Origin of the sequence: Thermoflexus sp., from assembly GCF_025055495.1 — a bacterium.
Lineage (GTDB): Bacteria > Chloroflexota > Anaerolineae > Thermoflexales > Thermoflexaceae > Thermoflexus.
Window position 1 is genome coordinate 1 of record NZ_JANWXB010000323.1, and the last position, 7,614, is coordinate 7,614.

Annotated in this window: 6 protein-coding genes; 4 read left to right on the forward strand and 2 right to left on the reverse strand. The window is 65.3% G+C overall.

Going from position 1 to position 7,614, the window contains the following annotated elements:
- Positions 1-217 precede the first annotated feature (217 nt).
- Both topA and NZM16_RS10300 read right to left on the reverse strand, forming a co-directional pair.
- On the reverse strand, positions 218-2,392 hold the full coding sequence (gene topA, locus NZM16_RS10295) for a type I DNA topoisomerase (protein ID WP_295480261.1): 2,175 nt from the start codon (positions 2,390-2,392) through the stop codon (positions 218-220).
- A gap of 89 nt (positions 2,393-2,481) precedes the next feature.
- Complete coding sequence (locus NZM16_RS10300) at positions 2,482-3,564, reverse strand: mannose-1-phosphate guanylyltransferase (RefSeq protein WP_295480263.1); 1,083 nt, start codon at positions 3,562-3,564, stop codon at positions 2,482-2,484.
- Between the two features lie 396 nt (positions 3,565-3,960).
- Here NZM16_RS10300 and aroQ point away from each other — a divergent pair, with 396 nt between their 5' ends.
- The 4 genes from aroQ to NZM16_RS10320 all read left to right on the forward strand — a co-directional run.
- A complete protein-coding gene (gene aroQ, locus NZM16_RS10305) occupies positions 3,961-4,407 on the forward strand; it encodes a type II 3-dehydroquinate dehydratase (protein ID WP_295451319.1) in 447 nt (148 codons plus the stop codon).
- 113 nt (positions 4,408-4,520) lie between these two features.
- Positions 4,521-5,303 (forward strand): DUF4058 family protein, encoded by a 783-nt coding sequence (locus NZM16_RS10310; RefSeq protein ID WP_295451316.1) that lies wholly within the window; start codon positions 4,521-4,523, stop codon positions 5,301-5,303.
- Positions 5,304-5,489: 186 nt separating this feature from the next.
- Positions 5,490-7,364 (forward strand): protein kinase, encoded by a 1,875-nt coding sequence (locus NZM16_RS10315; RefSeq protein ID WP_295480265.1) that lies wholly within the window; start codon positions 5,490-5,492, stop codon positions 7,362-7,364.
- 67 nt (positions 7,365-7,431) lie between these two features.
- Positions 7,432-7,614 (forward strand): hypothetical protein (locus tag NZM16_RS10320; protein ID WP_295480267.1); only part of this gene is annotated, 183 nt, incomplete at its 3' end.

Genomic DNA, 7,614 nt, shown 5'->3' on the forward strand with positions numbered 1-7,614 from the left:
GCCGCCTTCGGCGGCGCCCCAGCCCCAAAACCCCCATGGCGTAATGGTAGTGCTTTGACCCGTTCGAGCTGGAGATCTGGGGAGCTGAATCCAATCAAAGGGATCATCGCTCCTCCCCACCGTCCTCTGGGCCGTGGGGAGAAAAGATCTTTCGGGGGTGGAGCAGGGGGCTCTTGGCCCCTGCCCCACCCCCGAAAACGCCCAATCGAATGCGTTCTTACTGTCCAGCTTCCTCCAGCTCCAGCTCCGCCAGCGGCACGGTCGCCTCACATTTCAGGCAACGGGCGTTCTCCCGGTCGTCCTGCACCAGAAGGCCGCCGCAGTGCGGACAGCGAACGGTCAGCGGACGCTTCCAGGTGGTGAAGTTGCATGTCGGCCAGTTGCTGCAGCCGTAGAAGGTGCGGCCCCGCTTGGTCTTTTTCTCCAGGAGCTCCCCGCCGCACTGAGGACATGGAACGCCCAGCTTGTTGTAGAAGGGACGGGCATAACGGCACTCCGGGAAGCGAGTGCAGCCCACGAATTTCCCGAAGCGCCCGTAGCGGATCTGCAGCGGTGCTCCGCACTCCGGGCACTGTTCGTCCAACACCTCGTGGTCCAGGGAGATCTTCTGAATCCCGGCTAAGGCGACCTGGAGCCGCTGTTCGAAGGGCCCATAAAACTGGCGCAGCACCTCCACCCAGTCCACTTCGCCCGCGGCGATGCGATCCAGATCTTCCTCCATCCGGGCCGTGAAGTTCACATCCATAATGTCCGGGAAGTGCTGGATCAGGAGATCGGTGACCGTGATGCCCAGCGGCGTCGGCACCAAGCGCTTGTCCACGCGCTCGACGTAGCCCCGCTGGAAGAGGGTGGAGAGGATCGGGGCGTAAGTGCTGGGCCGGCCGATGCCGTATTCCTCCAGGGCTTTAATGAGAGAGGCCTCGGTGTAGCGCGGCGGGGGCTGGGTAAAATGCTGCTCCGGAAGCACCTGCCAGAGCCGCAGCCGCTCCTGGGGATCCAGCGGCGGCAGCAATCCTCCCCCTTCCTCCTCTTCCTCCGGCTTCACATCCTCGTCTCGCGTCTCCTCGTAGACCACCAGGAACCCTGGGAAGCGGATAGCGGAGCCGGTGGCCCGGAAGAGGTAGCGCGGATTCTCCAGAGCTTCCAGAGGGATCTCGCCATCGGCGACCAGCGCCCGGGGCACCGCCACGATCTCGACGGTCATGGTGTCCAGGACCGCCGGGGCCATCTGGCTGGCCACGAAGCGCTTCCAGATCAGCTCATACAGGCGATACTGGTCGCGATCCAGATAAGGCTTCACCGACTCCGGCGTCCGAAAGACGGAGGTGGGCCGGATGGCCTCGTGGGCTTCCTGGGCGATCCGCGCCCGGGTCTTATAGACGGGAGGCTCCGGCGGAAGCAATCCCTCGCCGTAGGTTTGGGCGATGAAGCGACGGGCCTCCTCCTGGGCCAGCGGGGAGATGTTCGTGGAATCCGTGCGCATATACGTGATGAGGCCGACGGATCCCTCCTCGCCCAGCGGCAGGCCCTCATACAGCTGCTGGGCCACTGCCATGGTGCGCCGGGCCGTGAAGCCCAGGCGGCGGGAGGCTTCCTGCTGCATGGTGCTGGTGGTGAAGGGAGCCGCCGGCCGCCGCCGCCGCTCGCCCTTCTTGACGCTGACCACCACGTAGAGGGCATCTTCCAGCTCCGCCACCAGCGGGCGCACCTGTTCCTCGTTCTTGAGCTCGGGCTCCACCCCGAGGTAGCGGACCAGGCGGGCGCGGAAGGTCCGTTCCTCATCGAGCTTGCTCAGCTCCACGGCGATGGTCCAGTATTCCTCAGGGACGAAGGCCTGGATCTCCCGTTCCCGCTCCACGACCAGGCGCAGGGCTACCGATTGCACCCGGCCCGCCGAGAGGCGCCCGCGGATTTTCTCCCAGAGCAGGGGGCTCAGCTTATACCCCACCAGCCGGTCCAGGATGCGTCGGGCTTGCTGGGCGTTCACCAGCTGCATGTCGATGCCCCGGGGATGGGCGAAGGCCTCCCGGATCGCCGGCTCGGTGATCTCATGGAAGACCACCCGGCGCAGCTTCGAGGCCGGGATATTCGCGACTTCCGTCAGATGCCATGCAATGGCCTCCCCCTCGCGATCGGGGTCCGTCGCCAGATAGACTTCCGCCGCTTCCTTCACAGCCTCCCGTAACTCCCGGACCACCGCCTGCTTCTCCTTCGGCACCCGATAGGTCGGCTGGAAACCATTCTCGATGTCGACCGCCAGCTGCGACTTCAGCAGATCCCGCACGTGGCCGATGGATGCTTTCACCGTGAAGCCCCGGCCTAGGATGCGGCCCACGGTGCGGGCCTTAGCGGGAGACTCCACAATGACCAGCCGGGTTCCCTTCTCACTCATTTCCCTCTCCTCCGGATTCCAGAGCATGGTTCAAAGCGCAAAGCTCACTATTTCCCTCGCCCATTCGCGCCTCGATTCACGGACAGTCCCTACAGGTATTCAGAGCGCCCTTCCCGCTTCAGCGCCTCCACCAGCAGGCGGACATCCTGGGCCCGCTCGCGGGGGCAGACCAGGAGGACATCATCGGTGTCCACGATGATGAGATCCTTCACCCCGATGGTCGCCACCAGCCGCCCGTTCCCGAAGATCAAAGAGCCCGAGGTGTCCAGGCCCAGATGCTCCGCCCCCAGGACCACGTTGCTCTGGTCGTCAGCGGACAGGATGTCCAGCAACGCGGCCCAGCTGCCGATATCGTTCCAGCCGAACTCGGCCGGGATGACCGCTACTTCCTGCGCCTTCTCCATCACGCCGTAGTCGATGCTGGTGTTGGGCATCTCCGGCCAGATCCGGCGCAGGGCCACCGCCTCCTCCGGCGTCCCAAGGACGGCCTCCAGCGCACGGAGGCCGGCGGCGAGCTCCGGCATGTTCCGATCGATCTCCTCCAGGATCCGATCGACCCGCCAGATGAACATGCCGCTGTTCCAGGAATGACGTCCGCCGGCTACGAAGCGTTCGGCGGTCGCCGCATCCGGCTTCTCCCGGAAGGCCAGGACACGATAGGCCATAAAGCCGCCGAAGCGACCCAGAGGTTCCCCTCGCTCGATGTAACCGAACCCGGTGGCGGGGTGCGTGGGGCGGATGCCCAGGGTAACCAGGAACCCTCTTTCCGCCACCCGGAGGGCCGCCCGGAGCACGGCCCGGAAGCGGGCCTCATCCCGGATGTAATGATCCGCCGGCAGGACGGCCATGAGGGCCTGGGGCGCCCGCCGGCGAAGGTGCAGGGCGGCCAGGCCGATCGCGGGGGCCGTGTTGCGGCCCACCGGCTCGGCCAGGAAATTCTCCGGGGGGATCTCGGGGGCCTGCTGGATCAGTTCCTCGACATGCTCCTGACCGGTGACGATCAGGAGGTGCTCGGGCCGGAACATCGGGAGCAAGCGATCGACCGTCAACTGGAACATCGTCCGCTCCCCCAGCAGCCGGAGCATCTGCTTGGGGCGGCTCTGCCGGCTGAGGGGCCATAGGCGGGTGCCGCTCCCCCCGGCCAGGATCACCGCGAAAGGCTCCCCGCTCATCTCCTCACCTCCTGGGTCATTGCAATCCTGCTTCCCGCCATGACGGTCCTGGCGGAAAATAACGATACGCATAACCATCCGGTTTCGCAACTTCCAGCAGGCGGGTTCTGGGGGGGGGCTGGCCCGGGCGACGAGCTCCCGTCCCTGAAGTCCCCGGCCCGCCCTTCTGGGGATGGTAAGGGACCCGAGGTTACGCGCAGCGGGGAAGGAGGCAAAGCCACCGCTCCGTTCCCCCCTTTTTGCCGATCCCCCCGCTGTAAAGCGGTGCGAAGAGACGATAGGAGGTCCCCTTCTATCCTGAACCATGAGGTCTCCGAGGGGTGCGGGCGGTTTATCGTTGATGAAGCTGAATGTTGATGAATGCAACCTCCAATCCTTCACTACAGGAGGTCACTCATGAACATTCTGGTATTGCATGGCCCCAATCTGAACTTGCTCGGAACCCGGGAGCCCCATATTTACGGGACAACGACCCTCGAGGAGATCAATACCCGGCTGGAAGAGTGGGCAACTGCCCATGGCGTCACCTTGCGGATCGTTCAATCCAATCACGAGGGGGCACTCATCGACGCGATCCACGAAGCCCGGGGGTGGGCGGATGGGATCCTGATCAACCCGGGCGCCCTACACATCTACGGCTATGCCCTGCGCGATGCCATTGTCTCGGCGAACCTGCCGACGGTGGAAGTCCACATCTCGAACACCCAGGCCCGCGAGGAATGGCGACGCCTCTCCGTCATCGCCCCGGTCTGTCGCGGGGTGGTCCTGGGCTTTGGGTGGCGGAGCTACCTCCTGGGGCTCGCGGGCCTTTGTGAGCTGCTGAAGGAGAAACGGGAAGGGTAAATCCGCATGGCCGCGGCGCCCCCATCCCCATCGCAATTGCGAGGGATGCAGATCCCCAACCCTGGAACTCCTGGCTATAATGAAAGCCGAAAGGCATACCGTGGAGGTGGGCTGTGCCTTCTCCTTTCCCTGGCATGGATCCGTATCTGGAGCGCCCGGATCTGTGGCCCGACTTTCACAGCGATCTGGCCTCCGAAATCCGCGCAAGGCTGAACCAGCGGATCACGCCCCGCTATTTCGCCCGCCTCTCCGTATCGGTCACTTATGAGGTGGTGGAGATCGGGGAAACCCATATCGTCCGACCTGACGTATCCGTTCACCGCCCTTCTTCTTCCGGAGAATCTCCGGCTCCGGTGGCGATCCCCCCCGCCCCGGTGAAAAGCCGGATCCCCCTGGAGGTGCCGCTGCGCCTTTACAGCGTGGAGATCCGCAAGGCGGACACGGAGCAATTGGTCACGGTGATTGAGATTCTCTCCCCGGTGAACAAACGGGCCGGTCACGAGGCGCATCAGGAGTACCGGCGGAAACGACGGGATCTGTTGCGTTCGTCCGTTCATCGGATGGAAATCGATCTGCTCCGGGGCGGGGAACGGCCTCCGCTGGAGGATCCGGTTCCCCCAGCGCCCTATTACGTGGTCCTCAGCCGCGCGGATCGCCGTCCAACCGTGGAGGTCTGGCCCATCCTGCTGTGGGATCCTCTGCCGGTGCTCCCGGTGCCGCTCCTGGAGCCAGATCCGGATGCGCCCCTGGATTTGGGGGCTGTCGTGGCCGCCGTCTACGAACGGGGCGCTTACGGGGTGCAGATCGATTACCGCCAGCCGCCGCCTCCGCCGCCGCTCTCGGAGGCAGAGCAAGCGTGGCTGGAAGCCCAACTGCGGCAACAGGGCCTTCGATGAGGCATCCTGAACGCTGAGGCTTCGCAGGCGGCAGGATCTCTCCAGCGCGTTGCCTACAGGCCACAAAGAAAGAGGGGAAGTAAGGAAGGAGAGGTCTCCATCTTCTCAGCGAATCGGGGCAAACCCGCTACCTGTTCATAACGGGACCAAGCCCTGTTGACTCTCAGGACTCGCGACGAGGGACGGATGACAGAAACGCTATTCGCAGGACGCTATCGCATTTTGGGGACGCTGGGACGCGGCGGGTTCGCTGTGGTCTATCGAGCCTTCGATACCGTCCTCCAGCGCGCGGTCGCCATCAAGGTTCTCCGCAACGATCGCCTGCAGGACCCCGCGCTACGCCAGCGGTTAGAGGCGGAGGCCCGTTTGCTGGCCAACCTGTCCCATCCGAACTTAGTGACCATCTATGATTTCGGCTGGGAGGGCGGCCAGCCCTACTTCGTGATGGAATATGTAGACGGATGGGATTTAAAGACCCTGATCCGTCATGCCGCGCCGCTGACGGTGGAACGGGCGCTGGAGCTTTTCCTGCAGATCTGCGCCGGGGTCGGCCATGCCCACCGGAACTCGATCGTCCACGGGGACCTCAAGCCGCAGAACATCCTGGTGTCCCGGACCGGTGAGGTGAAAGTGGTGGACTTCGGCATCGCCGCCACCCTTTGGTCCCGTGATCCGGATCGAACGACCTGGGCGACCCCGCAGTATCTATCTCCAGAACAGGCGGCGGGCCATCCGCCGACCCCGGCCTCCGATGTCTACAGCCTGGGCCTGATTCTATATGAAATGCTCACCGGTCGTCTGCCCTTCGAGGCCTCTACCCCCACGGAATTGTTGAGGGCTCACCTGACCCAGGCACCTCCTTCCCCCAAAACCTTCCAGCCCGGGCTGCCGGACGATGTGGTGGAGATCCTTCTGACCTGTCTGGAGAAGGAGCCGGCTCGTCGTTACCGGAACGCGGATCAGCTGGCCCGGGTGCTTCTCCAGCGCCATCCGTTAGCGGCCCCCACCGGTCTTGCGGAGCAACCCACTGGGCCGACCACGCCGGCTGTCCCCACCCCTGTTCCCTCCGTATCCCCAGCCGCCCCTGCGATCCCGGAAGAGCGCGACTGGCTGGTCTGGCTGCTGGGGGCGCTGGCCGCCCTGGCTGTCTTGGGCCTGATCCCCCTCTGGTGGCTGGTCTACCGCGCGTGGCTCGGCGGCCCCACGGGCGTTCCGACCCCTACGCCCCCTCCCACCGTGGTGCCCGCGATCCAGGTCCCGGATCTTCGCGGGCTGCCGGTTGTGGAGGCCCAGGCCCGGGCGATGGGGCTGGGGCTGGGGCTCTCGGTCGCCCGGGAGGTCGAGGATCCCCAGCAGCCGGCGGGGGTAGTGATCGCCCAGGAGCCCCCGCCCGGGGCGACGCTGCAACCGGGCGAGGCCATCCAGGTCACGGTCAACCGCGGCGCGCCGGTCTTCCCGGTCATCAACGTCCTGGGGTATACCCTGGATGAAAATATCCTCAATGGCCTTCGCTCGTATGGATGGGATGTGCGGGTGGAACGGGTGTGGAGCCCGGAACCCGCGGGGCGGATCTTGGAGCAGCGCCCGCCCCCGGGGGCCCTCCTGGGGGTCGGTCAGCCCCTCACCCTGACCGTGAGCGCAGGAACGCGGATCGAAATCGGGGCGAACTTCGCCAACTGGGTGACGCTGGATGCGGTGGATCTGCCCCAGCGGGCCTTTCGGCCCGGGGAAACCATCGTCGCCACGCTGGAGTGGCGCGCCTTGCAGCGGGTGGATCAGCCGCTGGTGATCTTTGTTCATTTGATCGCCCCGAACGGCCAGCTGATTGCCCAGCGGGACGCCCAGCCCAACCCGCCGATCCCGGCGTGGCAGCCCGGGCAGATCGTGCGTGATCCGCTGGTGCTCCCGATCCCCGCCGGCGCGCCGCCGGGGACCTATCAGCTCCGCACGGGCCTCTACCCGGAGGGCAACCCGGCCGCCCGCGTCGTCGTCCTGACCCCAGGCTACTCCAGCGCCGTCAACAACAGCGTGCTGATCAGCGAGCTCACCCTGCGCCCGTGATGAGCCGGTGGCACTATCAGAAGACCCTCAGGACCTAAATAGAACGGTCGGCGTGAGCCAGGAGGTCATGGACGGCACCGGCACGTCCTTCCTGACCGTAGAAGAGGCCAGGAGCAACGGGGTGCTCGACGATGACGCAGCGGTGGCCTTTTATTCCAGGGTGTCGCCAACGCTGGGTTCACCTTCGCAGGATGCCGGGCAGATTGGCTGGGTAAGGGATCAACCCAGCCTGCGCTGCAGCTGTCCACAG